Here is a 25,516-nt window from a genome sequence, read left to right as displayed (position 1 = left end):
CGTGCTCAGGCTTCGCCTTTCAGCGTTTCTGGTATTCGGATATCGGGCCTCTGCGCCTCGGGCCCTCGTGTAGCGGGCCTCTGCGCTTCCGAGTTCGACGCAGGTGGCGGGACTCTGCGGGGTTTGCGGAACGTGATGTTCTCCCACGCGCCCTCCTCTACGACCTCCAGGGCCGGGTTGAGGGCGCGGAAGTGAGCCACCACGGCCTGTACGAGATCGTCGGGGGTGCTGGCCGCAGAGCTCAGGCCCAAGGTCCTGGCGCCCTCCAGCCACTCCGGCCTTACGTCGGCGACCGACTCGATGCGGTGCGCGTTGCCGGTAAGCTCGGCCGCCAGCTCCAACAGCCGCATGCCGTTGGAACTCGCCTCGCTCGTGACGACGAGGAACACGTCGGAGCGCGGCGCTATCGACCTGACGGCGTCCTGCCGGTTCTTGGTGGCGAAACAGAGGTCGTCGGAGGGTGGCACGAGGAGTTTGGGGAACCGCTCCTTGAGGAGCCTGACGGTGCGCATGGTGTCGTCTACCGAGAGGGTCGTCTGGGTCAGCACCACGACCTTCTCCGGGTCGGGAACCGTGACCGTCCGCGGGTCGGCGAGCTCGGGGTCGTGTTTCCGGTTGCCGAGCACCGCCACGACCGTGGTCTGCTCAGGGGCCTCGCCGAGAGTGCCGATCACCTCCTGGTGACGCGTGGAGTCGCCGACCAGCAGGATATGGAAACCCTGCGCCGCGTACTTCTTGGCCTCGTTGTGAACCTTCGTCACGAGCGGACAGGTGGCGTCTATCGTCGTGAGCCCCAACTGGGCCGCCCGTTGCCGGACCACGGGGCTCACGCCGTGAGCGCTGAAGACGACCGTGGTGCCGATCTCGCGGCCCACCGCGGCGGCCTCCGAGCGGGCCGCCTCGAGGTCACTCAGGCGCTCGACGAAGGTCACGCCGTGCTCGTCCTCGAGGCGCTCGACCACCGTCTTGTTGTGCACTATGTCGTGGTAAACGGCGATGTCACCCTCGCGCCGGGCTCGAGCCTCGGTGGCCGCTTCCTCGACCGCGTCGATCGCCATGACCACGCCGGCGCAGAAGCCGCGCGGTTTGGCAAGGTAGAGGCGTTCGATGCTCACGGCCGCATTGTACCGGCGGCGTGGGTTCCCGGAAGTAACCTTGGGACTCAAGGACGCTTCCCGCCTTCAGGCGTTGGCGCGTCAGCTGAACATGTTCCTTGCCGGCTGATGGTTGGTTGCGCACCCCTGTGGCCCGTGATATCCTCCGCTTCGCTCGGGCCCGGCCTTCTCGGCTTGCGGACTACCGGCACGAGCGCACGTGGGCGATTAGCTCAGCTGGTTAGAGCGCGTCGCTGATAACGACGAGGTCAGTGGTTCGAGTCCACTATCGCCCACCACCCGCGTCCTATTCGGGCGCCGCTGAAGCGCACCCTACTTACTTGAAATCCGCGGGCTCTAGCCCTTCGCGAACACCGACGACCTGGCGCGCAGCTCGAGCTGTACGCGGAAGGTCGCGTTCCCTCGTTGGACGGTGAGCGTGACGACGTCGCCTATGTTCTTGGAACGTATGAGCGACAGGAGGTCGTAGAAGGTCGGGGTGGGGGTGCCGTCGACGGCGACGATCACGTCACCGACCGGCTCGAGCGAGACCGTGCCGTCGGCGTTGGTGACGGTGGTCTGCCGCAGCCCCCGCAGGCCCGCGAGGTCGGCGGGCCCACCGGCCTCCACGCTGTCGACGATGGGGCCGGGACGAGCGCCCAGGTAGTGCGGGCTGGTCGCAGGGTCGTAATCCATGCCCTCGAGCCACCGGAACCCGACCACCGGCACGTCGCGGCGGTGGCCCGCCAGGACGGCGTTCACGAGGTCGCTTCGCTGCGTGACGGGCACCGCGTAACCGGCGAAGTCCCGCGTGAGGCTCAGGCCTTGCAAGAAGGGCGGCACGAATGATTGCGAGCTCATGGCCGCCGGGTTGAAGCTGATGTAACTGACGACTCCCACGGCCTCCCCGCGGCCGTTGACCACGGGGCCGCCGGAATCACCGGGCGCCAGCGAGTTGGTGAGTTCGATGGTGTCGTCGGCGAAGTCGGCGCGCCCGGCATGAACACCCAACCGGGTGACGCGACCGGCCCTTGCCCCCATGAAGTCGTCGCGACTGTTGCCGATCGCCACCACGCCGGTGCCCGGGCTCGGCAGGCGCGTGGCAAGGGGGATGTAGGGCACCAGGGTCGTCACGTTCGCCCTGAGCGCCGCGAGGTCCATGTAGGCGTCGAACCCCACCAGTTCCACCGAGTACTCCAGGTGGTCGGTGGTGATGGCCACGAGTTGGGCGCGGCAGCGGGTCGTCTCCTCGGCCGTCACCACGTGGTAGGCGGTCAGCAGCAACCCGTCTTCGGAGACGAAGAAGCCGGTGCCTACGCCGAGCACGCTGTCGGAGCAGCGCGCCTCGAGCCTCACGGTGGCGTCGCGCGCCCTCTCGAACGCGGTCAGCAGCGCGCCCGTGGGAGCCTCGATGACCGGTGGCGTGCCGGCCACGTGCACGAGCCTGGGTTCCGGCCTGAGTTGGCTTCCCAGCACGGCCGCCAGCGCCAAGACCCCTAGCAACAACCAGGTGAATACCCTGACCTGACCCAGCCGCTTGGACCTCGTCAGCGCACGGTCGTCGCTCCCAACCGCGCCGGCACTGAACGGTTCCTCGCCGGCCACCGCCGGCCCTTCGCCGGCCTTGAACGCATCCTCCTCGGTCCCGGCCGTGTGCCCTCCGGCCCTGAGCGCATCCTCTTCGGCCCTGAGCTTCTCGGGGTCGTCCATTGGCTCCATGGTCACATTATGAAGGGAGATCGCGGGTGCCGAGTATCATGGCTCTCATGTCCTCTTTCGTCGACAACCGCGGCGACGCCGCCTACTCCGAGGTTCTGGCCGAGATGGCCGACCGCGCCCGCGCCTGGGAGGGCCCCATCGTAGTGGTCGCTCACGTCGACCCCGACGGCGACGCTCTCGGTAGTTCCCTGGCGCTTACCCGCGCGCTCGGCTCACTCGGCAAGGATGTCACCGTCCCGCTTACGCCACCCGCGTTCCTCCAGTTCCTCGCCGAACCCGGCGAGCTCTCCGGCCCACTCGAGGTCTTACCCCCGGACTCGCTGCTGTTCGTGCTCGACGTCGGGGAACCCTCGCGCGCCGCCGGAGCTCCCCTGGATGGGGCGGCAGCGCTCTTCAACATCGACCATCACGGTACCAACGAGCGCTTCGGCGACCTGGCGGTGGTGGAGCCGAGCAAGGCCGCCACGGCCGTGTTGATCAAGGAGTTCATCGACGCCCTGGGCGTCCGCTGGACCCCCGCCATCGCAACGCCATGCCTGGCGGGCATCCTCATGGACACGGGCAACTTCCGCTTCGGGAACACGAACAAGGAGACGCTCAACGTGGCCGGCGAACTCCTCGAGGCCGGTGTGGACCTGGGTGACCTCACGGACCGACTGCAGTGGCGCCCCCGCTCATACTTCGCCCTCCTGGCCAAGGTGATGGCGACCGTCGAGTTCGCGTACGGCGGCCGCCTGGTGTACGCCAAACTCACGAGCGAGATGCGCGGGGAGGGTGCGGACGACGATTCCGACGACTTCGTCGGCGTCATCCGCTACGCGGAGGGCGCTTTGGTGGCGGTGCTGCTGAAGGAGCGCGGCGACGTCGTGAAGGTCAGCGTTCGCACCCGCGCCGGCGTCTCCGCGCAGCGGATCTGCTTGGCCCTGGGCGGCGGCGGCCACGTGGCGGCTGCCGGAGCCACGCTGCCGGGCCCGATGGCGGCGGCCGAGGCCAAGATGCTCGCGGCCGTGCGCGCGGAGCTGGAGCGCGAGGCGGTTACGGCCGACTGAGCCCCTAGTTCCGCAGGCCTGCCAGCCTCCGGGCCTCCACCGCCAGGTCGGGTAGGGCCGTGAGGTCGGGCGCCACGGCCAGACCCTCGCCTTCCAACCACGGAAGCACGCGCTCCGTCGGTAGGTTGCCTACCAGCTCGTCGGCGGCGAAGGGGCAGCCTCCCACCCCCGCCAGCGCACCCTCGAACCACCTGACGCCGTGGCGCAGCGCCACCTGGAGCAGCGGTCGCCAGTCGTTGCCGGCGGCATGCAGGTGCAGGCCGAGCCCGGCCGGGTCGGTCACTTCCGCCAGGACCGCCTCGACTTCGTCGGGCCCGGCGTTACCTACCGTATCGGCCAGTGCGATGCGCCCGACCCCCATGGCCCTCAGCCGCTCCACCGCGGCCGCGGTCGCCTTCGGGCTCCACGGGTCGCCGTAGGGGTTCCCGAACCCCATCGACACGTACACGACGAGGTCGAGGCCGAGCCGCTCCGCCTGGGCGCACAGGGCGCTCAGCTCGTCCCACGACTCCAGGATCGAGCGACCGAGGTTGCGGTGCTGGAACGTGTCACTGATCGAAAGGGGGTATCCGACGCTCGTTACGCCCTTGGCGGCAGCAGCGCGGGTGAGTCCACGCTCGTTACCGATGATGCATAGCAGGTCAACGCCCGGCCGGGCGCTCAGGGACTCGAGCACGGCCTCGGTGTCGGCCATCTGCGGCACGGCCTTGGGCGAGACGAAGGAACCGAGGTCGAGGTGATCGAACCCCGCGGCCAGGAGGTTCCGCAGGTGGGCCACCTTCTCGGCCGTCGCCGGCACCCGCTCGAGGCCCTGCCACGCGTCTCTCGGGCACTCGACCCACGTGACCTGATCGGGAGCGCTCATGCGGCGAGTCTACCCACGCCAAACGGGCGAGATGGTCGCCCCGTCGCCGCTCCCTGCACCAAGGGCCCCTAGGCTTCGGCCCGGCGCACCACCCTGGCGCCCAGCGCGTTCCCTATACTTGTAGGCGTGCTGCACACGCTCGAACTGCGCGATTTCGCCATCGTGGACGAGTTGGAGCTGGACCTCGCGGAAGGCCTCAACGTCCTCACGGGCGAGACTGGCGCCGGCAAGTCCATCGTGGTCGACGCCCTCGAGCTCCTGAGCGGCGGCCGGCCCGACGCCGCCATGATCCGCACCGGCGCCGAAGCGGCGCTGGTGCAAGCGACCTTCGAGGCGGCGCCCCTGGCCTCGGCGTCGCGTCGCGTTGCCGCGAACGGGCGCCACGGCGCCAGGCTGAACGGCGAGCTGGTGAGCGTCGCTGAACTTGCCGAGGCCGTCGGGGGGCAGCTGCAAGTGTTCGGTCAGCACTCCGCTGGGGAGTTGCTCTCGCCCGCATCACAGCGTGAGCAACTCGACAGGCTCCTGCCGGCCGCCGACGCCGCCGTTCTGGAGAGGCACCGCTCGGCGTACGCGGAACTGCAGGCCGCCACCAACGCCTTGGAGCGTCTGGAGGGCGCTCGGCTCGAACGTATGCGCAGGCTCGACACCTTGGCCTTCGAGCTGCGGGAGATCGACAGTGGGGGGCCGCGGTTGGGAGAGGACGAGCGCCTTAGTGAGGAGCTGGCCACCCTGCAACACGCGGAGCGCGTCATGCTGGCCGGCTCGGCGGCGTTCGCGGCGCTGGGTGGCGAGGATGACAACGCCGTCTCCTTCGCGGCCGCGGCGCTGCGGGAGCTCGAGGGCGTCGGCCGCTACGCTCCGGCGCTGGCAGATCTGGCGCGCGACCTTCGAGAACTCGTGAGCGGGCTGAGCGCGGTGAGCGCGGAGGTGGAGAGCTTCCTGTCCGACTTCCAGGCCGACCCACAGCGTCTCGATGCGGTGCAGGCCCGGCTCTCCACCTTGGAGGCCCTGAAGCGCAAGTACGGTCACGACCTGGCGGCGGTCATCGCCTACCGCGACGCGGCCGCGGCCGAGACTGAGGCCCTGGGTGGGGCCGACGACGAGATCCAGCGATTGCAGGCCGAGTCTTCGCGCCTGACGGCAGAGCTTGACGGTCTCGCCACGAGGCTCACCGCCGCCCGCGAGACCGCCGGCGCCGCGCTCGCGGCCGGCGTCCTGCCACTGCTGCACCAACTGGGCCTGCCCAAGGCCGCCTTCGCCGCCGTGGTGAGGCCCGCCGCCCGACCCGGCAAGCACGGCAACGACGAGGTGGCGTTCGAGTTCAGCGCCAACCCGGGCGAAGCCCGGCGGCGGGTGGCCGACGTGGCCTCGGGGGGCGAACTCTCGCGCATCATGCTCGCCTTGCACCTGGTCACGGGCTCCGACCTCAGCGCGGTGGTTTTCGACGAGGTCGACGCCGGCGTGGCCGGCGAGACCGGCAACCACGTGGGGGCGCTGCTGGCGCGGCTCGCAACCAAGCGCCAGGTACTGGTCGTCACGCACCTGGCCCAGGTGGCCGCCTTCGCCGACGCCCACTTCAAGGTCGAGAAGGTGCAGGCCGGTGGCAGGACCGTCGCGCGCGTTCAACGGTTGGCGCCCGAGGCGCGCATCGCCGAGTTGGCACGGCTGCTCTCGGGAACGCTCACAGACACGTCCTTACGCCACGCAGAGGAGCTCCTCGAGCGCGCCCGCGCCACGGTAATCGAGGGGCAGCAAGGCCCCGGGCGAGCCCGGGCGCGTCACACCTAGGCGCCGGCGTCACTGCTATATGCTGGGGCCATGAGAGCGCGCCCGAGCCCCCGCCACAAGGAACGCTAGTGGACGCCGAGGGCTTCCACGAAGGCGTTCGCTGCCCGCGCTGTGGCGGCGTGAACACCATCACGTACCACTACGTCGAGGGCTTCTCGGAGCTCGAGTGCCCAACCTGCGGTTACCGTTCGGACGCCGCCGAACTAGACGCCCTCACGAGGTTCGAATCGGACCTCGCCGAGGGTCGCACGCTCGGGGCGACGGGCGGCCAGGCCCATGGACCAGCCAACCCGGACCCAGACTTGCCGTCGATCCCACGGCGCGGCCTCAAGGCCTGAGCCGCGTGGGACCCCTGCTCGCGCCACCCTGCCCTCCGCAACGGTGGTCGGCCGGGTGTGGCGCTTCACGGCGGGCGCCCCACGAGAGACGCCCCGTGAGATCCCACGAGAAGCCCCACGAGAAATCAGGGTCCGATCGCCCTCCCGCTCCCGGCTCGGCCGGCGCGGACGCGTGGACCCGGAAGGAGACAGCATGGATGTGAAGGTCGTTCTCAACTCGGAGGAGATCATCCGTGGCCTCAAGCATTACCGGCGCATCGCCCGGCAGGATCTTCTCAGGGCGCCCGAGACCGACGACCCCGAGGGCTTCCGCATCCACGCCGAGGCGCGCCGTCACGTGTACGCCGAACTCAGCGAACTCGCCGAGATCAAGAGCCCCGACGAGGTGGCGGCAGAGGCCCTGCGCGTCTACAAGGAGCTCCCGTTCGTCACGGGCTCCCAGCTCCCCGAACACACGGAGATCAAGGGCCGCGAGAACGCCCTCGAGAACTTCTTCCTCATGATCGGGCTCGAGCCGCGCATCAGGCGAGAAGCGCGCAGCATGCGCCCGAGCCTGACTGAACAAGGCGGCCAGAACGGGCACGAAGCCGGCGCGGAAGTGGGCTGATCGTGGCCCGTCCGCTCCCGCTCTAGCGCTCGTCCGTCCGCGCTGGGTGCGTGGTATGACGGGGCCCGTGACGCTGGCCGAGCTAGAGCGCCGAGCTGCCAGGCGGCCGGAGGCGCTGAACGAACTGTCGGAGAACCTCGTCTTCGGCGAGGGCAACCCGGACGCGCAAGCCATGTTGGTGGGCGAGGCGCCGGGCGAGGACGAAGACCTTAGCGGCAGGCCGTTCGTTGGCCGCGCCGGGCAGTTGCTGGACAAGGTGCTGGCGTCCGTCGGCATCGCACGAGACGACGTCTACATCACGAACATCGTGAAGTTCCGCCCACCGGGCAACCGCAACCCGCGGCCCGAGGAGGTGGCGGCCGGCGAGTGGGTCCTGCTCGAGCAGATCAAGCTCGTCCGGCCACAAGTGATCGTGCCGCTGGGCAACGTGCCCACGCAGTACTTCCTCGGCACCACCCAAGGCATCACCAAGACGCGCGGCAAGTGGTACGACTGGCACGGCGTCAAAGTGTTCCCCGTCTTCCACCCGGCCTACCTGCTACGTAACGCCAGCCGCGAGCGTGGCGCGCCCAAGTGGATAACGTGGACCGACATGAAAGAGCTCAAGCTGACGCTCGACTCCCTGCCACCCAAGGATCAGGCCTTCCATCTCGACACGGCCGAGCAGGAAGCGCTCTTTTGAGCGCGTCCGAGCAGGACGACGCGGCGCGCCTGGCGCCCGAGCAGCACGACGACGCGGCGCGCCTGGCGCGTGAGCAACAGGAGGCCGAGGCAGCGGCCGAGGAGGCGGCGAGCGTTCGCCTCATGGGGCTCATTCACGCGCTGACGGCTTCTGCAGAGGCCGCGCTGGGTGACGACAGCAGCCCGCTGCGGCTGGCGTCTCGCGACGGCGTGGCGGGCCGCAAGGCGGCGCGCCGCAGCCTCGACCTCCTCGAGATGCTACAGGTCAAGACGCTGGGGAACTTGCGGGCCGGCGAACGCGAGGCGCTCTGGGACGCCCTGCGGGCCGTGAGGCGCAGGTTGCAGGAGACTGCCACGGAGCTACCGGTGATGGACGCCGGCGCGGCCGGCCTGTTCACGGGCGACGAGCCCTCTTGAGGGCGCTCGTCCAGCGCGTCAGCCGCGCCTCGGTGCGGGTGGCCGGCGAAACGGTGGGCGAGGTGGGGCTTGGCTTCCTCGTCCTCCTGGGTGTCATGCCGGGGGACGACGCGCCGCTGGCGGGCCGCCTCGCCGAGAAGGTGCGGAAGCTACGCCTGTTCGAGGATGACGCCGGCAAGATGAACCTGAGCCTGGACCAGGTGGGTGGCGCCTGTCTCGTCGTCAGCCAGTTCACGCTCTACGGCTCGGTCAAAGACGGCAACCGCCCGGGCTTCAGCGGCGCCGCGCGCCCCGAGGCGGCCGAGGCGGTCTACCTGGAGTTCGTGGCCGCGCTCAGAGGCGCGGGGGTGCAGGTGGCGACGGGCGAGTTCGGCGCCATGATGGAGGTTGAGCTCGTCAACTCCGGGCCCACGACCATCTGGCTCGACACCGACGAGCTGTTCGCCTGAGGTCGTCAGATCGCGAAGCCCGAGGCCGCCGGAACCGCCGTGGCGCCCTCGAACAGGTTGACTTCCTCTATGAAGCGCTTGAAGTGATACGAGGCGTCGTGTGGGCCCGGGCTCGCCTCGGGGTGGTACTGCACGCTGAACACGGGGTAGCGCACGTGAGCCATGCCCTCGAGCGTGCCGTCGTTCAGGTTCACGTGCGTGGCGACGAACTGGCCACCGGGGATGGACGCGACGTCGACCACGTAGTTGTGGTTCTGGCTCGTGATCTCGACGTCGCCCGTGATGAGGTTCTTGACGGGCGTGTTGGCGCCATGGTGGCCGAAGGCCAGCTTGTAGGTGCGCCCGCCGACCGCCAGACCCAGGAGCTGGTGCCCCAAGCAGATGCCGTACGTGGGCAGCAGCCCTAGCAGCTGCCACACCGCGTCATGTGCGTACTTCGGCCCGCCGGGGTCGCCGGGCCCGTTCGAGAGCACGAGCCCGTACGGGTTCAGGGCCATGATCTGCGCGGGCGTGGTCTGCGCGGGCACGACGATGACCTCCGCGCCCGACTGCTCGAGCTTGTAGACGATCGAGTGCTTGATGCCGAAGTCGACGAGCACCACGCGCGGGTGGTCCTGGAACGTGGGGCGTGCGTAGGGCAGCGGCGTCGTGACCTCGGGCGTCATGTCGCGTCCGTCGATGTCCTCGTGATCCCGCGCCTCCTCCACGAGCCGCGCCTCGAGGTCATCGTCGGTGCGGCCATGATAGATGACGCCCTTGACCACCCCGCCAGAGCGCAGGCGGCGCGTGAGGGCGCGGGTGTCGATGCCCTCGATGCCTACTATGCCGTGCTGCTCCATGAACGCCTGCAGGTCCTGGTTGGCCCGGTGGTTGGAGGCGACGCGAGAGAACTCGCGCACTATGAAGCCCCGGGCGTAGGGCCGGTTCGACTCCATGTCGTACACGCTCACCCCGTAGTTGCCGATGTGCGGGTACGTCATCGTGACGATCTGGCCGTGATAACTGGGGTCCGTGAGGATCTCCTGGTACCCGGTCATCGAGGTGTTGAAGACGATTTCGCCCACGGACTTGCCGTGCGCGCCGAAGGCGTAACCGTAGTAGACGGTGCCGTCTTCGAGGGCGAGGAGCGCGGGGGGTTTCTCCAGCAAAGACATACCGACGAGCAGGTTAGCAGCTTGGACCCCGTACCGTATGCGGTGCGGTTACCTCGCCCGGCGCCACCACCGCGTCGGTCAGCACGCTGTAGGCACCCACCCTGGCGCCCTCGCCCACGTGGGTCGCGCCCCGCAGCACGACTCCCTGTTCCAGCACCACGTCGCCGCTCAACTCCACGTCCTGGTCTATGTAGGTCGTGTCCGGGTCGAGCATGGTGACGCCGGCGCGCAACCAGCGCTCCCGCAGTCGTTGCCGCATGACGCGCTCGGCCACGGCGAGCTGGGCGCGGTCGTTCACGCCGAGCAGCTCGCGCTCGTCGGCCAGCAGTGTGCTGACGCGGCGGCCGTCCGCCAGGTAGGCCTTCGGCAGGTCGGTGATGTAGTACTCGTTGGCCGCGTTGTCGGCGCGCAGGAGGGCCGCGCGGCCGAACACGTCCGCACCGAAGAGGTAAACGCCCGGGTTGACCTCGCGGATGGCGCGCTGCTCGGGCGTGGCGTCACCCTCCTCCACGATGGCCTCGAGGCGGCCGTCCTCACCGCGCACGATGCGCCCCAGGCCACTGGGGTCGGTGGCGACGCAGGTGAGGAGCGCCATGCCGTCGTCGTCACCGAGCGTGTCGACCAGGGCCTCCAAGGTGGCGCTCGTGAGGAGCGGGCCGTCACCGTTCAGGACCAGCACGTTGCCCGCGAAGCCGTCGAGGCCCTTGCTGCTCTCCTTGAGCGCGTGTCCCGTCCCGTAACCGGTGGTGAAATCCTGCGTCACGAACGTCAGACCGCGGCCGGCGAAGCGCGAACGGACCGCATCGCCGGCGTAGCCCACCACCACGACGGTGCGCTCGGGGGCGAGGGGCCGGGTGGCGGCTAGGATGTGCTCGAGCAGTGGCTTCCCGGCAACCTCGTGTAGCACCTTGTGCGTCCTGGAGCGCATGCGCGTGCCCTCGCCGGCCGCCAGCACCACGACCGCCAGCGGCGGCCCGGCAGGCGTTTCGCCCGCGCTCACCGCTTCTTACCCGCCCCGGGTTTGCCGGCCTTGCCCGCCTTGCCCGCCTTGCCCGCCTTGCCCGCCTTGCCGGCCTTGCCGGTCGTAGGGGGGCCGCCACCGGCCGGCCCCGGGGCGACGGCCTGGCGAAGAACCGGGGGCGGGAACGGCGCAGCGGCGCTTCGCCCGATCATGAACGCGGCCACGACGATCAGCACCACGCTGGCGAGCTGGGTAACCGTGAACAGGCCGATGCCGGCCTTGTCGAGACCGTCCTCGAGCACGGCCTTGATTATGAGCGGGTTGTCGCGGAAGGTCTCTTCCAGCACCGCGCGCAGCACGGAGTACCAGAGCACCATCTGCCAGAAGGCGTAGCCCGGGCCCCGCCGTCTGTTGAGCGCCCAGAGCGTGATGAGCAACACGATTGCGCCGATGAGCACGCCGTACATCTGCGTCAGGTGTACCGGGCCGCGCACTATCTCCCCCGTGCACTGATAGAAGGGGATGTACGACCCGTCGGAACAGACGCCGGGAAAGGCGCTCCACAGGTCGCGGCCGAACACGACGCGCCCGAAGGCGCCGAACGTCTCGGTGCCCGGGTCCGGCCAGGTGAAGCCGATGGGCCAGTTGGTGAGCCTGCCGCCCGTGTCGGTGCCGTTCATGAAGTTGCCGATGCGGCCGCCGATGATGCCGAGGCCGGCGATCGGCGACATGGCGTCGAGGTAGGCCCACATGTTGAGCTTGTGGGCGCGGCAGTACAGCCACGTCGCCACCACGATGCCGATCACGCCACCGTGGATACTGATGCCCCCCTGCCACACCTTGAGGGCGTCCAGCAGGTTGCCGTTGGGCCCGAAGAAGGCGGCAGGGCTCGTGATCACGTAAACGACGCGCGCGCCGACGACACCGGCGATGACCAGCCACGGCGCGAGATCGAGCAACCGCTCGGGGTCGAGGCCGCGGCGTTCCGCGTACCGCAGGGCCAACGCCGAGCCGACGAGAACGCCAAGCGCGATGAGGAGGCCGTACCACCTGATGGAAAGAGGCCCTAACTGGACGAGGATCGGGTCCATATAGCTCCTAGGCCGCGCGTCCTCTCATCTGGGGCCGATGGCCGCCCTTTACGTCGGCCGGAACCATCACCCTGCGAAGAAGCGTGGGAACACGATTACACCTATCACTACCATTATCACCAGCTTCGCGACGCTGCCCCCCAAAGTGCCCACAAACGCCCCGATGCCGGAGCGCACCGCCTGCCGCAACTCCCGACCAACCAACAGTTCGGCGCCGACCGCGCCCGCTACGGCTCCCAACAAGAAACCCCATGGCGGGAACACGAAGAGCCCCACGAACGAGCCGATGACCCCGCCCCACGTGCCCGCCCGCCCGGCGCCGTAGACCTTGGATCCCAGGTACGTGCCGGCCAGGTCGATCAGCTGGGAGAGGACGGCGAGCAGGGCGACCTGAATCAGGATCTGCACGCCGAAACGCTCGAAACCCATGATGGCGGCCGCCGCCAGCGCCCCCGCCGCCGCGATCGGGACACCGGGCAGCACCGGCACGACGACGCCGACCGTGGCCACGGCGAACGCGATCAGGAAGACGAGGAACGCGAGGATCGTCACGCACGAACTATAAGCGGCGTCAGCCGGCCGGTGGCACGACCTTCTCGCCCCGCAACTCCTCGACCGCGAACGCGAGCGCGGTGATTACGGCGGCGAGCGCGGAACTTGCCGCGTCGGGCATCGGCGGGAGGTTCACTATCAACGTGGAGCGCCTGACCCCCGCGAGTCCGCGTGAGAGCACCGCGAGAGGCCTGTCCTTGGCGAGCGCCGCGCGCATGGCCTCTGGCAGCCCGGGCACCTCGCGCTCGATGACCTCGGCCGTAGCCTCCGGCGTGCGGTCCTTCTTTCCCAGCCCCACCCCGCCGGTGGTGAGGATCAGGTCGACGTTGCCCTGGTCGCACCACACGCGCAACTTGGCGCGTATGGGCGCCTGCTGGTCTTGCACCGACTGGTAGTCGACCTCCACGAACGGGCCGCCCTTCAAGACCTGGCGGATGGCCTGAGCGGCGCGGTCCTCGCTCTCGTCCCCGGCGCCGGAGTCCGAAACGGTGAGGATGGCTGTGCGCACCATGACCCGACTGTATCCGGCCGTCACCGTGACGCGAGAGGGCATCTGCCACATCGCGGCGCCAGGCGTGGGTGCCTTGCGGGCCGACGGGGTGTACCTTGGGAAAGACTGTTCTTTAGCGCCACCGCGGCGCCTCACGGTAGCCTGTCGCGGCGCTGAGTTCCCTGGAGGTTCCCTTGAAGATCCACGAGTACCAAGCCAAAGAGCTGATGAAGCAGCGCGGCATCGCCGTGCCCATCGGCCGCGTAGCGCGGACCACCGAAGAGGCCGTCGAGGCCGTGCGGCCCATCGTCGAGGCCAGCGGCAACCCCGTCGTGGTCGTAAAGTCGCAGATCCATGCCGGCGGCCGCGGCAAGGGGCGGTTCGTGGAGCACCCGGAGGTGGCCGGCGTCAACGTGGTCACGGACGGCATCAAGGGCGGCCTCGGCGCAACCGAGGAGCGCGTGCGCGAGCTGGCCGAGGCCATGCTCGGCTCCACGCTCGTGACCATCCAGACTGGCGCCGCCGGCAAGCAGGTGAACCGCCTCTACATCGAGCAGGGCATCGACATCGACCGTGAACTCTACCTGTCGGTCGTGCTGGACCGCGCCAGCGGCCGCAACGTCGTAATGGCCTCCACCGCGGGTGGGATGGACATCGAGGAGGTCGCTCACAGGGCGCCCGAGAAGATCCTGCGCGAGAGCATCGACCCCTCGGTGGGCCTCCTCGACTTCCAGGCCCGGCGCCTGGCCTTCGCCCTCGGGCTCTCGGGCGACGCCCACAAGAACGGCGTGCGCTTCATGCTCGCCCTCGCGTCCCTGGCTACGGACCTCGACACGGACATGGTCGAGATCAACCCGTTGGTCGTCACGAAGAGCGGTCAGGTCATGGCCCTCGACGGCAAGATGAGCTTCGACAACAACGCCCTCTTCCGTCACAAGAACGTCCTGGAGATGCGCGACCTGAGCGAGGAGGACGCCGCCGAGGTGGAGGCGAGCAAGTTCGGCCTCTCGTTCATCAAGCTCGAGGGCTCCATCGGCTGCCTCGTGAACGGCGCGGGGCTCGCGATGGCCACCATGGACACCATCAAGCAGGTCGGCGGCGAACCCGCCAACTTCCTGGATGTCGGAGGCGGCGCCACCACCGAGAACGTGACCGCGGCGTTCAAGATAATCACGCGCGACCCTAACGTGAAGGGGATCTTCGTCAACATCTTCGGCGGCATCATGAAGTGCGACACCATCGCCACCGGCGTCGTCGAGGCCGTGAAGGAGGTCGGGCTCGAGGTTCCGCTCGTGGTCCGGCTGGAAGGCACGAACGTGGACCTGGGCAAGGCGATAATCGACTCCTCGGGCCTCAACGTCGTCAGCGCGTCCGACATGAAGGACGGCGCCCGTAAGATCGTCGAGCTTGCCGGAGGTGCCCAGTGAGCGTCTTGGTCGACAGCGACACCCGCCTGATAGTGCAGGGCCTCGGCGAGGCCGGCACGTTCCACACCGACAAGGCGATCGCCTACGGCACCAACGTGGTGGGCGCCGTGCGGCCCGGAAAGGGCGGTCAGCTCGTGCGCTTCGAGGGCGAGACCGACCACTCCGGCGTGCCGGGCCGCGCCGACCGCTACCGGGTCGACGTGCCGAGCTTCAACACCGTCAGGGACGCCCTCGAAGCCACCGGCGCCAACGCCACGGTGGTCTTCGTACCACCGCCGTTCGCGGCCGACGCCATCATGGAGGCTGCGGAGGCCGGGCTGAAGCTGATCATCACCATCACCGAGGGCATCCCGATCGGCGACATGGTGAAGGTCAAGCGCTACCTGGTGGGCAAGGACGTGCGCCTGGTGGGTCCGAACTGCCCGGGCGTCATCACGCCGCACCAGTGCAAGATCGGGATAATGCCCGGCTACATACACCAGCACGGTCGCATCGGGGTGATCAGCCGCTCCGGCACCCTCACGTACGAGGCCGTCAAGCAGCTCACCGACAACGGGCTCGGGCAGACCACGGCCGTCGGCATAGGCGGCGACCCGGTCAACGGCACCAACTTCATAGACGTGTTGGAGTTGTTCAACGCCGATCCCGCCACGGAGGGCGTGATCATGATCGGCGAGATCGGCGGCAGCGCCGAGGAGCAGGCCGCGGCCTGGATCAGCGCCAACATGACGAAGCCCGTCGCCTCGTTCATCGCGGGCACCACCGCGCCCGCCGGCAAGCGTATGGGGCACGCGGGCGCCATAATCTCGGGAGGCCAGGGCACCGCGGCCGAGAAGATCGCGGCCCTGGAAGCGGCAGGCGTCGTGGTGGCGGCCACCCCGTCCGACATGGGCAGCGCCATGCTGGAGGCGATGCGCCGGGCCGGCCTGGCCTGAGAAGCGCCATGGCGCAGCCCGGGCCAACGCGCGGCGGCCACTACCGCGGCCGTTTCGCGCCCTCCCCCACGGGCTTCCTTCACCTGGGCAACGCCCGCACCGCGCTAGTGGCGTGGTTGCGGGCGCGCTCGTTCGGGGGCGACTTCGTCATCCGGGTGGAGGACCTGGACGGCCCACGCACGAAGCCGGAGGCGGTGTCGGGCAACCTGAGTGAGTTGCGCTGGCTCGGCCTGGACTGGGAGGAGGGGCCTGACGTCGGTGGCCCCCACGGGCCCTACCGCCAGAGTGAGCGCAGCGCCCTTTACGCGGCGGCGCTGGAACGTCTGAGGGCCGACGACCGCGTGTTCGAGTGCTACCTGTCACGAAAGGACCTGGCGGAGGCCTCGGGCGCACCCCACGGCCCGGCGCATACGCGCGTCTACAGCGACGCCGATCGAAGGCGCAGCGCGGCCATCGCCTCCATCAAGTTGGCGGCCGGCGCCACGCCAAGCTGGCGCTTCGCGGTGACGGACGAGGAGGTCTCGTTCGCGGATGCCTGCCTGGGTGAGACCCGCGTGCGCCTGGCGCGCGACTTCGGCCACTTCGTCGTGCGGCGCGCGGATGGCCTGTGGGCGTATCAACTGGCGGTGGTCGTCGACGACGCCGCCATGGAGGTGACCGAGGTCGTCAGGGGGGCCGACCTGCTCACCAGCACGGCCGCCCAACTGGCGTTATATGAGGCGCTGGCGCTGGAGCCCCCCGGCTTCGCGCACGTTGGACTGCTGCAAGACGTGGCGGGAGAGCGGCTGGCAAAGCGGAGCGGGGCGCTCGCCCTCACCGAGCTACGCACCGCGGGCGTTCGGCCGGAGCGCGTGTTGGGGCTCTTGGGCCACCTTCTGGGAGTGACGGAGGCGAGAACCGAGCTCTCGCCGGCCGAGCTTCTCGCGGCCTTCGACCCCGCGCGCCACTCCTGTGACCCCGCGCGGCTGACGCCCGCGGACCTCGGGTGGCTGACGGCCGGCTGAACGCCCCGCCGGCCCCCTGAACACTTGTCACCCACGGCCCGCTCGCGTAGACTTCGACGATGCGCCCGAGACCCCGCGTTCGCACTCCACGCGCGTTCAAGCGACGCCACCAACGGTGGTGGCGGCACGGCCCAGGCTGACCGAGCCCGACCCGATCGCGCGGAACCCGGTTGCGCTGCTCCCGATCGGATAGTTGCCGATCCAAAGCTTCCCGCTCGAACGGTTCCCGACCCAGCAGTTCCCGATCGAATCCTTCGCGATCGCCGCGCGCCTCGATCAGCCGTACCCGGAGCTTGCTCCCGCCGCACCCGGAGCCCGCTCCAGGCGTACCCGGAGTCTGCTCCTGCCGTACCCGAAGCCTGATCCAGCCGTACCCGGGTGAACCGCCGGCCCCGTGCCGGTGCACCCACCCGACCGACACCTCCCTCACTTTCACCGAGCGCGCCCTCGTCCGTGGCCGCCCGTAACCGACCGGCCGCCGGCGTCCATGACGACCGGGGTGCACGAACCGGAGGACACATGCACATAACCCAGCCGAACCCGTCGCCCGCGGAAGCCGGCGTCAAGGAACCCTTCCCGCTGCCGGACGCCCGTGGCCGCTTCGGCATGTTCGGTGGCCGCTACGTCCCGGAGACCCTCATCCCCGCCCTCGACGAGTTGCAGACCGCTTACCTCGCGGCGCGCGAGGACCCCGAGTTCCTCGGCGAGTACGGCGCCGTGCTCCGCGACTACGCCGGCCGGCCGAGCCTCCTCTACCTGGCGCGCAACCTCACCGCGGCGCTGGGCGGGGCGCGCATCTACCTCAAGCGCGAGGACCTGAACCACACGGGGGCGCACAAGATCAACAACACCCTGGGCCAGGCGCTGCTGGCCAAGCGCATGGGCAAGCAGCGCGTGATAGCCGAGACGGGCGCGGGTCAGCACGGCGTTGCGACCGCGACGGCCGCCGCGCTCTACGGCCTCGAGTGCCGCGTCTACATGGGCGAGGAGGACGTCCGGCGCCAGGCGCTGAACGTCTACCGCATGGAACTGCTGGGCGCCGAGGTGATCCCCGTCTCCAGCGGCACCAAGACGCTCAAGGACGCCACCAACGAAGCCATCCGTGACTGGGTCACCAACGTCAGGGACACGTTCTACATCCTGGGGTCGGTGGTTGGACCGCACCCCTACCCCATGCTGGTGCGCGACTTCCAGGCCGTGATAGGGCGCGAAGTCGCCCGGCAGCTGGAGCAAGCCGAGGGCCGCGCCATACCGGACGCGATAGTGGCGTGCGTGGGTGGCGGCAGCAACGCCGTGGGCATCTTCGCGCCGTTCGCCTACTTGGCCGCGAACGTGCGGCCGCGCCTCGTGGGGGTAGAAGCCGGCGGCCACGGTCTCGGCAGCGGGCTTCACGCCGCGTCGGTCTCGGGTGGCAAGACGGGCGTCCTGCACGGCTCGCTCATGTACCTGCTCTCGGACGCGGACGGGCAGGTGTCGCCGCCGCATAGCGTTTCGGCGGGCCTCGATTACCCGGGCGTGGGGCCCGAGCACAGCTACTACCACCAGCACGGCCTCGCCGAGTACGTGGCCGTCACCGATGACGAGGCCCTCGCCGCCTTCGAGGTGCTCGCCCACACGGAGGGCATAGTGCCTGCGCTCGAGAGCGCTCACGCGGTGGCTCACGTCTTGCGGTTAGCGCCCACCATGCGCCCCGAGCAAGTGATCGTCGTGAGCCTCTCGGGCCGCGGCGACAAGGACGTCGCGGAAGTGCAGAGGTTGCGCGAGGGGGCGGGTCACTCGTGAGCCGACTGGCCGCTGCCTTCGCCCGCGCGGAATCGGAAGGCCGCGCGGCGTTCATCGCCTTCCTGACCGCGTCGTACCCCGACGACGCACGGTTCCTGCGGGCCGCCACGGACGTGTTGCGCCACGCCGACGTCCTGGAGGTCGGGCTACCGTTCTCCGACCCGCTGGGCGACGGGCCGGTCATCCAACGCGCCAGCGAGGCCGCGCTGGCGGGCGGCGCAAGCGGCGCGCGCACCCTCGCGCTCGTGAAGACGCTCAGGGCCACGACCGACAAGCCCCTCCTGGTGATGACCTACTACAACCCTGTCTACTGCTTCCCGGGCGGCGAGGCCGGGTTCGTGCGCGCGGCAAAGGCCGCGGGCGCCGACGGACTCATCTTGCCCGACCTGCCGCCCGACGAGGGGGAGGAACTCATCGCGGCCGCCCGCGAAGCCGACCTGGACACCGTCTTCTTGGTAGCGCCCACCTCCACCACCGCCAGGCTGCGCCTGGTCACCGCCGCCTGCCGCGGCTTCGTGTACGCGGTCTCGGTCACCGGCGTCACGGGCGCCAGGGAGAGCGTGCCCACCGAAGTGGCGAACCTGGTCGCGGCCACGAAGGCCGTCACCGACCTGCCCGTGGCCGTCGGCTTCGGCGTCGCGAACGCGGAGAGCGCGCGGCGCGTCGCCGGGGTGGCGGACGGCGTGATCGTGGGTTCGGCGCTGGTCCGGACGTTGTCGGACGGCGGTGACCTGGGAGCACTGGCCGCGGAGCTGGCGGCGGGGTGCCGACGTGATTAGCCGGGCGTGAGATTCACCCTGACGTGAGACTCAGCCTGGCGTGAGGTTCAGCCCGACTTGAGAATCCGCCTGACGTGAGGATCAGCCTGACGTGAGGCTCGGTCCGGCATGCGACCGCGACGGCCGATGCCCGCTGTTCGAGGAGCCCGCCGGCTTCAGTCCCCGCTGACCTTGGCTTCCGATCCGACGCTGGCGTACAGCTCGAGGCCCACGAGGACGTCGGCGGGGCTCTCGATGGGCAGGTCCTGAGAGACCACCCGCACGACGATCGGCTCTCCACCCTGGACGGGGGTGAGCGCCAGCAGCGTGCCCACCGCGTGTTGGCGGGAGACGATGTCGAAGTCGCTGAGCGTGCGCAGCGTGCCCACTCGCACCGTCCCGGGCGGCAGCGTCAGCACCTCGAGGCGCACACGGGCGACTCCACTGCCGATCATGCCGACTGCCTCGGCCGCCGCGCGGGAAAGGTCGATGATGCGGCCCCCCTTGAACGGCCCCCGGTCGTTGATGCGCACGACGACGCTCTCGCCGTTCGTCTCGTTGACGACCCGCACGAGCGTGTTGAAGGGCAGTTCCCGGTGAGCGGCGGTGAGTTGGCTCGGGTCGAAGACCTCGCCGTTGGCCGTGCGCCGACCGGCGAAACCCGGGCCATACCAGGACGCCATGCCGCTCTGCGCCCGCGGGGCCCCTGCGGTGGGCGGCGAGGGCGGCTTGCCGACAACGGCCCTGGTCGCGCTGGCGTCGGCGCGTGCCACCGCCGGCGCACAGCCGGCGAACAGCGGCGAGGCCACTAGCAACAGAGCCGCCGCACGTAAGGCAGCGGCCGCGCCGCGGTGAAGGCCCGCGTCACGTGAAGAAGCGCGCGTGAGCATCCCTAATGCTACGCGCGCTTACACCGTGTTGGATGTGAGGTAACCCTGCCTACCGCCCGCTAGGCTCACTCGTCAGGCCCAAGTACGGCGGGCGAGCTCCTTCTGGCAGACGACGAACGCCTCGTAGTCGCCGATCTCCGCGCTGCCGTCGCCGATGGCTCCTTCGCACTTCGAGATGATCTCGCCCAACTCTTCGTTGCTCAGGTACCGCACGTCCGGGGTCTCGGGTCGCTCTTGTAGCATCATGCTCGCCTGGCCTCTCTCTTTAGCCCTTGTCGTTTCGACCGCTGGGGCCGGTGAGGGCGTTCGCCCTCGTTGAGTAACGAGAAGGTAGCAAGCGCGTTATTACAGAACTTGCACAAGCCTCTTACGCAATACTCACAAACGGCCTGGGCGACCCCGGCGCGGCCCGCTCGGGGCCGGTGAATCGCGCCTCCGACGTGGTTTCCCTACATGAGAGCGCCTCACGGAAGCCACCGAGACACGCCGCTCAAGCACCCGGCGGTAAGGTGCGCACGTGACCGACAGCCATTGCCACTTGGACCGCTGCCCGGACCCCGACGCCGCCGTGGACCCGACGCTTGCCGCCCTGGTGACGGTCGGGACGGACTTGCCGAGCAGCGAGCGCGCGCTGCTCGCTGCCCGTTCCCACCCCAACGTCTTCGCGGCGGTGGGCGTGCACCCGAACGATGCCGGTCTGGCGGCGGACCCGGCCGTGCGAGAGGGCATCGCCGCTCTCGCGCGCCACCCCCTGGTGGTGGCCATAGGCGAGACGGGCTTCGACCAGTACTGGGACGACGAGACCCTCGAGTCCCAACGGGCCGCGTTCGATTGGCAACTCGAGCTGGCCCGGAGCCTTGGCAAGCCACTCGTGTTGCACGTACGCGACAAGCAGGGGCGCGAGGACGCGGCGCTGGCGGCCGTCGCCGCCCTGCGCGCCGGAGGATACGAGAAGGGCGTCCTCCACTGTTTCGGCGGCCACGAGCTCCTGCTGGCCGTGGGCCTCGAGCTGGGCTGGATGGTGTCGTTCGCCGGCAACCTCACCTACAAGAGCGCAGGCGACCTGCGTAACATCGCGCGGCGGGTGCCCCTCGACCGCCTGCTGGTGGAGACCGACAGCCCATACCTCGCTCCCGTGCCACACCGCGGCAAGAAGAACACCCCCGCGTACGTCCGTTACACGGCCGCCGTTCTCGCACAGGCGGTCGAGGCCGCGCCGGACGAGCTGGAGGCCGTTCTGGACGCCAACGCGGAGCGCTTCTTCGGTTTCGCCGCCGCCCGCGCCGCGGCCTAGACTGGACGCATGAGCGGATCCCCACGGTTCATCGACGACTCGCGTTACGTGTTGACGACCGGCGCCGAGTTGTACGCGGAGCGGGTCGGCCCCGACGCCGCGCCGGCCGTCTACTACCTTCACGGTGGGCCCGGCTACAACAGCCACTCGTTCCGCGAGCTCATGGGCGACGACTTGGAGGAGTGGCTCGTCGTCTACGCCGACGAGCGGGGCGGCGGAAGGTCTTACGCCCAGGCCGGCACGAGTGATGACCTCGCCACCCTGGCAGCCGACGTCGTGACGATCATGGACGCCTTCGAGCTGGACCGCGCCGCCCTCCTGGCGCACGGCTTCGGGGCGATGATCGCGGTACAAGCGGCGCTCGCTAACCCCGAGCGAGTCAGCGGCCTGGTGCTGGTGAACCCGTGGCTGTCGCTGCCGCTACTTGCCCGGCGCCTGCTGGCCGCCGCCGAGGCCGCCTCCGGCTTGGAGGCCGGCGCGGGCGCCCGGGTGCCGGACACGGCCGAGCCTAGCGGTGCTGCCGACGCGGCAGCCACCGCAGACGCCGCCTTCTCCCTGCAGAACCCGAAGGCCCTCTTCGATTCGCTGCAGTTCCCCACGCCCTCGTCGCGCCTAAGGCTGGAGCACGTGGACGCGGAAGCGCTCCTCGGCCCCCAGGAAGAGGACGACAGCGACGCGGTGTGGGGCCTCGAGGTGCTGTCGAGCCTGAAGGAGCTGGCCCGGGCGGGCACCAAGGTCGTGATACTCGCCGGCAGGTTGGACGCGACCTCCTACCCGGAACAAGTAGAGGCCGCGCTGGAGGACCTCCCGGACGCGCTCTTCAGCGCGCTTGACGCCGGGCATTACCCGTGGCTCGACGACCCGGAGACCTTCACCGACGTGCTGCGCCAGTCGCTGACGCACGCCACGTCGTGACGCCGCGCGCGTGAGTTCTTACTCTCCCCGCCCCCGTGGCGCATGCTACGCTCCCCGCGTGTTGCAACCCGACGCCCGAGTAACCTCGGTTCACGAGGTGACCCCGGCGTGGCTGGCCTCTCGAGGCATTCGAGGACTGCTGGTCGACCTCGACGACACGCTCCTTCCCGCCGCGGCCCAAGGCGTCGAGGACAGCGTTTACGAGTGGCTCGAAAGTCTGGTCGGCGCGGGAGTGAGAGTGGCCATCTTGTCCAACGGTGAGAGAGCAAGGGTGGGGGCGGTCGCGGAGCGGGCCGGAGTCCCGGCGCTGGCGTTGGCGGGGAAGCCGTTCCGTTACGCCTTCAGGCGCGCCCTGAGGCTCCTCGACCTGCCGCCCGGGCACGTCGCCATGCTGGGAGACCAACTGTTCACCGACGTCCTGGGCGCCAAGAGCGCGGGTCTCCTCGCCGTACTGGTCGAGCCGCTGTCGCCGGGTAAGCTTCCTCATACGCGCCTAGCGCGACGACTGGAAAGATGGGTGTTGAAGGAGAGATGAGCGTGGCCGTGCTATCGATCGGTGACAAGAGGCTCGGAGCCGTGTTGCTCGAGCGCGGTTACGTCACCGACGACGCCCTGCAGCAAGCGATCAGCCGCCACGGTGAGGTGGGTGGCCGGCTCGCCGACATCCTGGTGGACCTGGGTGTGCTTTCCGAGCAGCGCATCGCTCGCGCCGTTGAGGAATCGATCGGGATCCCGCTGGTCACCCTGCCGCGCGTCGACATCATGTCCGACGCCCTAGCGAAGGTGCCGGCCGACCTGGCGGCGGAGCTCCGCGCCGTGCCGTTCGCCATCGATCAGGACCGCCTGCGCGTAGCGTTCGTGGACCCGCTGGACGCCTTAGCCATCGAGGAGGTCGAGGACGCGTCGGGTTGCCTGGTGGAGCCTTACCTGGCCCTCAAGAAGGAGATGCAGTGGGCGCTCTCCACCTACTACCCCGAACTCGGCCTCGAGCCGCCGGTGGACCTCGAGGTGGATCCCGCCCAACGCCTTGGCAACCTGGCCGTAGGGGCGGGACTGCTGACCCCGGCACAACTCACGGAGGCCATCGACGAGCAACAGCGCACCGGCGGCCTGCTCGGGCGCATCCTGGTCGCGAAGGACCTCCTGACCGAGGAACAGCTCACGCGCCTGCTCGCCGACCAGTACCAGATCCCGTTCGTCGCGGAGCTGTCCGACGAGCCCATCAGCGATCGGCTCGCCGCCAAGCTCCTGAGGCTCGACGCCGTGCAGTTCTCGGCGGTCCCTTACCGCCTCGACGGCGAGAACCTCGTCGTGGCCATCGCCGACCCACGCCGCATGGCGGACGTCGAGTCGATCGTCTCGGGCGAGGTGTCGTTCGTGGCGGCTTCTGGACCCGCAGTGCAGTCGCGGATCGACGAGATGTACGCCCAGGACCAGGGTCGCCTGGGTGAGACGCTGCTGCAGAACCGGCGCCTCAAGCGCGAGCAACTGCGCCGCGCGCTCGAGGAGCAAGCCAAGCTCGGCCGCATCAAGCCGCTGGGCGAGATCCTGGTGGACCTGGGTTATGTGACCCAGACCGACGTCGACGAGGCGCTCAACAAGCAGCGCTCCGGCGGCGGGCGCCTCGAGGACACCCTGGTGCAGTCCGGCAAGATCAGCCCCGACATGCTGGCGCGGAGTCTGGCCATGCAGCTCGGCTTCGAGTTCATCGAGGAGAACGCCCTCATCGACGCCTACGCCGTCAGCCTCGTGCCGGAGCCGACGGCGCGGCGCTACACCGCCATGCCGGTTCGCCTGGAAGGCGAAGTGCTGGTGGTGGCCATGAAGGACCCCCGCCACGTCTTCGCCCTCGACGACATCCACTTGATAACGGGTCGCGAGATCCGCCCCGCCGTGGCCACCGAGGAGTCGCTCACGCGCATGCTCAACCGGTTCTACCGGGAGGGCACCGACATGGACGAGCTCGCGAAGGCCGTCGTCGAGGAGGTCGGCGCCGGCAGCGTGCAGGAGGACGAGGACACCAGCGCGATCGACGACAACGCGCTGGTCAAGGTCGTCAACAACATCATCCGCGAAGCCGTCCTGAACGACATCTCCGACATCCACATCGAGCCCAGGCCCGACAAGGTGATCGTGCGCGTGCGCAAGGACGGCTCGCTGCGCGAGTACATGACGATGCCCAAGGTGACGGCGCCCGCGCTCGCCTCGCGCATCAAGATCATGGGCGGCCTCAACATCGCCGAGCGGCGCCTGCCGCAAGACGGTCGCGTTCGGTTCAAAGACCGCAACCTCGAGGTCGACCTGCGCCTCTCGACCCTGCCCACCGTCTACGGCGAGAAGTCGGTGATGCGTATCTTGCGCAAGGCCGCCGACATCCCGGAGATCGAGCAGCTGGGCTTCGCCGACTACAACTACCAGCGCTTCACGGACGTGATCCAGAAGCCCTACGGCATGTTCCTCATCACCGGGCCGACCGGCTCGGGCAAGTCGTACACGACGTTCTCCGTCTTGAAGCGCCTGGCGACGCCCGACGTGAACGTGACCACCATCGAGGACCCGGTGGAGTACGAGATCCCGGGCATCAACCAGACGCAGGTGAACACCAAGGCGGGCCTCGACTTCGCGCGTGCCCTGCGCTCCTTCCTGCGCCAGGACCCCGACATCATCATGGTCGGTGAGATCCGCGACCACGAGACCGCCAAGATCTCGATGGAGGCCGCCCTCACCGGCCACCTCCTCATCGCCACGCTGCACACCAACGACTCCGCCGGCGCCATCACCCGGCTGCAGGAGATGGGCATAGAGCCTTTCAACGTGTCGGCGTCGCTCATCGGGGTGCTGGCCCAGCGCCTCGTGAGGCGCGTGTGCCGCGACTGCAAGGTGGCGTCCTCCGCGGACCCCGACGTCCTCAGGCGCCTGGGGCTGAGCGAACGCGAGATGGCAGGCAAGAGCCTCTACCGCGGCGTCGGCTGCGACAAGTGCGGCGGCAGCGGCTACAACGGGCGTTACGCCATCCACGAGCTGCTCGTCGTGGACGACGAGCTCGAGAAGGCGATCGTGCGCGAGGCCTCGGCGCAGGAACTGCGCGACCTGGCCATCAAGCGCGGCATGAAGACGCTCCGCGACGACGGCATCAACAAGGCGTTCGAGGGGATCACGACGCTCGAAGAGGTGCTCGCACGTACCGCCGAGTGACGCTTTGCAACGTGGCGGACCGGGCCCTATGCGCGGCCGTCGCCTGGGGCCGAGCGATCGG

26 protein-coding genes and 1 tRNA gene are annotated in these 25,516 nt (G+C 69.4%); 17 read left to right on the top strand and 10 right to left on the bottom strand.

Going from position 1 to position 25,516, the window contains the following annotated elements:
• Positions 1–5 precede the first annotated feature (5 nt).
• The gene (ispH, locus tag ROY82_04790) at positions 6–1,115 is read right to left on the bottom strand and encodes a 4-hydroxy-3-methylbut-2-enyl diphosphate reductase (GenBank protein ID MDT3681783.1); all 1,110 of its coding nucleotides are present in this window, start codon (positions 1,113–1,115) and stop codon (positions 6–8) included.
• Between the two features lie 201 nt (positions 1,116–1,316).
• Here ispH and ROY82_04785 point away from each other — a divergent pair.
• Positions 1,317–1,393, top strand: a tRNA-Ile gene (locus ROY82_04785).
• A 58-nt stretch (positions 1,394–1,451) separates the two neighbouring features.
• On the opposite strand, the gene ROY82_04780 is transcribed toward ROY82_04785, so the two are convergent.
• Positions 1,452–2,813: a S1C family serine protease gene (locus ROY82_04780; protein ID MDT3681782.1), complete on the bottom strand. Its 1,362-nt coding sequence runs from the start codon at positions 2,811–2,813 to the stop codon at positions 1,452–1,454.
• Between the two features lie 47 nt (positions 2,814–2,860).
• Here ROY82_04780 and ROY82_04775 point away from each other — a divergent pair, with 47 nt between their 5' ends.
• Positions 2,861–3,862, top strand: a complete 1,002-nt coding sequence (locus tag ROY82_04775; protein MDT3681781.1) for a DHH family phosphoesterase — start codon at positions 2,861–2,863, stop codon at positions 3,860–3,862.
• A gap of 4 nt (positions 3,863–3,866) precedes the next feature.
• Here ROY82_04775 and ROY82_04770 read toward each other — a convergent pair whose 3' ends face one another.
• The gene (locus tag ROY82_04770) at positions 3,867–4,727 is read right to left on the bottom strand and encodes a hydroxymethylglutaryl-CoA lyase (GenBank protein ID MDT3681780.1); all 861 of its coding nucleotides are present in this window, start codon (positions 4,725–4,727) and stop codon (positions 3,867–3,869) included.
• Positions 4,728–4,853: 126 nt separating this feature from the next.
• Here ROY82_04770 and ROY82_04765 point away from each other — a divergent pair, with 126 nt between their 5' ends.
• The 6 genes from ROY82_04765 to dtd all read left to right on the top strand — a co-directional run bounded on the left by ROY82_04765 (position 4,854) and on the right by dtd (position 9,007).
• Positions 4,854–6,515 (top strand): DNA repair protein RecN, encoded by a 1,662-nt coding sequence (locus tag ROY82_04765; protein MDT3681779.1) that lies wholly within the window; start codon positions 4,854–4,856, stop codon positions 6,513–6,515.
• Between the two features lie 119 nt (positions 6,516–6,634).
• The gene (locus ROY82_04760) at positions 6,635–6,853 is read left to right on the top strand and encodes a hypothetical protein (GenBank protein MDT3681778.1); all 219 of its coding nucleotides are present in this window, start codon (positions 6,635–6,637) and stop codon (positions 6,851–6,853) included.
• A gap of 193 nt (positions 6,854–7,046) precedes the next feature.
• The gene (locus ROY82_04755; protein MDT3681777.1) at positions 7,047–7,460 is read left to right on the top strand and encodes a hypothetical protein; all 414 of its coding nucleotides are present in this window, start codon (positions 7,047–7,049) and stop codon (positions 7,458–7,460) included.
• A gap of 55 nt (positions 7,461–7,515) precedes the next feature.
• Positions 7,516–8,142: a uracil-DNA glycosylase gene (locus ROY82_04750; GenBank protein MDT3681776.1), complete on the top strand. Its 627-nt coding sequence runs from the start codon at positions 7,516–7,518 to the stop codon at positions 8,140–8,142.
• The gene (locus ROY82_04745) at positions 8,139–8,558 is read left to right on the top strand and encodes a DUF1844 domain-containing protein (GenBank protein MDT3681775.1); all 420 of its coding nucleotides are present in this window, start codon (positions 8,139–8,141) and stop codon (positions 8,556–8,558) included. Before ROY82_04750 ends, ROY82_04745 begins: the two co-directional genes overlap by 4 nt.
• Entirely contained in the window at positions 8,555–9,007 is a 453-nt protein-coding gene (dtd, locus tag ROY82_04740; GenBank protein ID MDT3681774.1) for a D-aminoacyl-tRNA deacylase, read from the top strand. Before ROY82_04745 ends, dtd begins: the two co-directional genes overlap by 4 nt.
• A 5-nt stretch (positions 9,008–9,012) precedes the next feature.
• Here the strand turns inward: dtd and carA are convergent, their stop codons facing one another.
• The 5 genes from carA to ROY82_04715 form a co-directional block, all read right to left on the bottom strand.
• On the bottom strand, positions 9,013–10,161 hold the full coding sequence (carA, locus tag ROY82_04735; GenBank protein MDT3681773.1) for a glutamine-hydrolyzing carbamoyl-phosphate synthase small subunit: 1,149 nt from the start codon (positions 10,159–10,161) through the stop codon (positions 9,013–9,015).
• A gap of 13 nt (positions 10,162–10,174) precedes the next feature.
• Positions 10,175–11,161: an NTP transferase domain-containing protein gene (locus ROY82_04730; GenBank protein MDT3681772.1), complete on the bottom strand. Its 987-nt coding sequence runs from the start codon at positions 11,159–11,161 to the stop codon at positions 10,175–10,177.
• Positions 11,158–12,213 carry a prolipoprotein diacylglyceryl transferase gene (gene lgt / locus ROY82_04725; GenBank protein MDT3681771.1) on the bottom strand — a complete coding sequence of 352 codons (1,056 nt, stop codon included), beginning with the start codon at positions 12,211–12,213 and terminating at the stop codon, positions 11,158–11,160. The genes ROY82_04730 and lgt overlap by 4 nt, the downstream gene beginning before the upstream one ends.
• Positions 12,214–12,279: 66 nt before the next feature.
• Positions 12,280–12,765 (bottom strand): DUF456 domain-containing protein, encoded by a 486-nt coding sequence (locus tag ROY82_04720; protein MDT3681770.1) that lies wholly within the window; start codon positions 12,763–12,765, stop codon positions 12,280–12,282.
• Between the two features lie 19 nt (positions 12,766–12,784).
• Positions 12,785–13,276 (bottom strand): MogA/MoaB family molybdenum cofactor biosynthesis protein, encoded by a 492-nt coding sequence (locus tag ROY82_04715; protein MDT3681769.1) that lies wholly within the window; start codon positions 13,274–13,276, stop codon positions 12,785–12,787.
• Positions 13,277–13,449: 173 nt separating this feature from the next.
• On the opposite strand from ROY82_04715, the gene sucC reads away from it, so the two are divergent.
• From sucC to trpA, 5 genes are all read left to right on the top strand, one after another.
• A complete protein-coding gene (sucC, locus tag ROY82_04710) occupies positions 13,450–14,682 on the top strand; it encodes an ADP-forming succinate--CoA ligase subunit beta (protein ID MDT3681768.1) in 1,233 nt (410 codons plus the stop codon).
• Entirely contained in the window at positions 14,679–15,617 is a 939-nt protein-coding gene (sucD, locus tag ROY82_04705) for a succinate--CoA ligase subunit alpha (GenBank protein ID MDT3681767.1), read from the top strand. Before sucC ends, sucD begins: the two co-directional genes overlap by 4 nt.
• A gap of 8 nt (positions 15,618–15,625) precedes the next feature.
• Complete coding sequence (gluQRS, locus tag ROY82_04700) at positions 15,626–16,621, top strand: tRNA glutamyl-Q(34) synthetase GluQRS (GenBank protein MDT3681766.1); 996 nt, start codon at positions 15,626–15,628, stop codon at positions 16,619–16,621.
• Between the two features lie 519 nt (positions 16,622–17,140).
• Positions 17,141–18,403 carry a tryptophan synthase subunit beta gene (gene trpB / locus ROY82_04695; GenBank protein ID MDT3681765.1) on the top strand — a complete coding sequence of 421 codons (1,263 nt, stop codon included), beginning with the start codon at positions 17,141–17,143 and terminating at the stop codon, positions 18,401–18,403.
• On the top strand, positions 18,400–19,182 hold the full coding sequence (gene trpA / locus ROY82_04690) for a tryptophan synthase subunit alpha (protein ID MDT3681764.1): 783 nt from the start codon (positions 18,400–18,402) through the stop codon (positions 19,180–19,182). Before trpB ends, trpA begins: the two co-directional genes overlap by 4 nt.
• A 155-nt stretch (positions 19,183–19,337) precedes the next feature.
• Here trpA and ROY82_04685 read toward each other — a convergent pair whose 3' ends face one another.
• Both ROY82_04685 and ROY82_04680 read right to left on the bottom strand, forming a co-directional pair.
• On the bottom strand, positions 19,338–20,051 hold the full coding sequence (locus ROY82_04685; protein MDT3681763.1) for a septal ring lytic transglycosylase RlpA family protein: 714 nt from the start codon (positions 20,049–20,051) through the stop codon (positions 19,338–19,340).
• 72 nt (positions 20,052–20,123) lie between these two features.
• On the bottom strand, positions 20,124–20,294 hold the full coding sequence (locus tag ROY82_04680; protein ID MDT3681762.1) for a hypothetical protein: 171 nt from the start codon (positions 20,292–20,294) through the stop codon (positions 20,124–20,126).
• Positions 20,295–20,568: 274 nt separating this feature from the next.
• Here ROY82_04680 and ROY82_04675 point away from each other — a divergent pair, with 274 nt between their 5' ends.
• Genes ROY82_04675 through ROY82_04660 form a run of 4 tightly spaced genes read left to right on the top strand, consistent with a single transcriptional unit; the run spans position 20,569 to position 25,455 of the window.
• Positions 20,569–21,345 (top strand): TatD family hydrolase, encoded by a 777-nt coding sequence (locus tag ROY82_04675; GenBank protein MDT3681761.1) that lies wholly within the window; start codon positions 20,569–20,571, stop codon positions 21,343–21,345.
• Between the two features lie 9 nt (positions 21,346–21,354).
• Positions 21,355–22,260 carry an alpha/beta hydrolase gene (locus ROY82_04670; GenBank protein ID MDT3681760.1) on the top strand — a complete coding sequence of 302 codons (906 nt, stop codon included), beginning with the start codon at positions 21,355–21,357 and terminating at the stop codon, positions 22,258–22,260.
• 58 nt (positions 22,261–22,318) lie between these two features.
• A complete protein-coding gene (locus ROY82_04665; GenBank protein ID MDT3681759.1) occupies positions 22,319–22,795 on the top strand; it encodes a YqeG family HAD IIIA-type phosphatase in 477 nt (158 codons plus the stop codon).
• Between the two features lie 2 nt (positions 22,796–22,797).
• Positions 22,798–25,455: an ATPase, T2SS/T4P/T4SS family gene (locus ROY82_04660; GenBank protein ID MDT3681758.1), complete on the top strand. Its 2,658-nt coding sequence runs from the start codon at positions 22,798–22,800 to the stop codon at positions 25,453–25,455.
• The last annotated feature ends 61 nt before the right edge of the window (positions 25,456–25,516 follow it).

The organism is Truepera sp. (genome assembly GCA_032027045.1).
Classification (GTDB): domain Bacteria; phylum Deinococcota; class Deinococci; order Deinococcales; family Trueperaceae; genus JAAYYF01.
Note: the sequence above shows the minus strand (reverse complement) of the source record. Positions and strands in the feature narration are given on the sequence as shown.